General features: G+C 38.9%; 2 protein-coding genes. Both read left to right on the top strand.

Annotated features, from left to right (window positions below):
- The coding region (locus F564_RS19765) for a transposase (RefSeq protein WP_034982055.1) at nt 1–226 on the top strand (226 nt) is incomplete at its 5' end.
- Nucleotides 227–255: 29 nt separating this feature from the next.
- On the top strand, nt 256–954 hold the full coding sequence (locus F564_RS19770; protein ID WP_051259750.1) for an endonuclease/exonuclease/phosphatase family protein: 699 nt from the start codon (nt 256–258) through the stop codon (nt 952–954).
- The last annotated feature ends 55 nt before the right edge of the window (nt 955–1,009 follow it).

The following is a 1,009-nucleotide window of genomic DNA, read 5'->3' on the forward strand; positions in this document are numbered from 1 at the left end:
AGCACATTGGTTTAAAGAAGTGGAAGAATCAGGATTTAAATCTTTCTCAGTACTCAGGAAAACCATAATGATCCATTACAAAGACATTCTCAATTATTTTGAGAGAAGAAGTACCAATGCTTCCGCCGAGTCATTCAATGCTAAAATAAAAAACTTCAGATTGCAACTAAGAGGTGTGCGGGATAAAGCATTTTTCTTGTTTAGGTTGTCTAAGCTTTTTGCCTAGCCCCCAAGTTTTGGAATTGATCCTCTGTTTTGGAAGATTTGGTTAATGAAAATTCTCCCGTTCACAATTACGAAATCGTCTATCAACCATCCAATGACTCCAGAGGGCTTAGTGTTGCTTTGTTGTTTGATAAAGAGAAATATGCTTTAATACAGTTCAATACTTTGAAGTTTCAGTTAGATGAAAATGAAAAATTTGCTACCCGCGATATCCTTCACACAGAATTTTCGTTCGAGGAAAAGAAACTTCACATTTTTGTCTGCCATCTGCCTTCCAAAAGAGAAAAAGACCTTCAAAAGGCAAAACGCCATTACATCATTGCTAAGCTACGAGAAACCATCCAGCACATAGTGGAACAAGGAGAGCCTGTCATTGTGATGGGCGACTTCAACGAGAATCCTGACGCCGAGGAATTGCAGCAATTGCGCCTTGATAACGATGGCAAGAAGATGCTGAGCAATCCCTTTGAATTGCTATACCTCAACAGGCAATTCTCCAGCTACCACGGCAAAAAGGGTGTTGGTTTTGATCAGATTTTGTACACAGAAAACATGCTTTTACAACAGTTCAGTTACCAAACTATTTCTGCTGCCATTTACAACTCTCCCAACCTTCGAAATAAAGACCGCAAACACAGCAACTATCCCATGAGAACTTATTCCGGATCGCGTTATATGGGTGGTTGGAGTGACCATTTTCCTGTGGTAACAAAGTTAACTAAAAATTAAAAACACTGGTTGTGAATTGCTTTCATTTTTAAGTATCTTTGGGATACACAACAAC

It is taken from the genome of Epilithonimonas tenax DSM 16811, from assembly GCF_000428485.1.
Taxonomy (GTDB): Bacteria; Bacteroidota; Bacteroidia; order Flavobacteriales; family Weeksellaceae; genus Epilithonimonas; species Epilithonimonas tenax.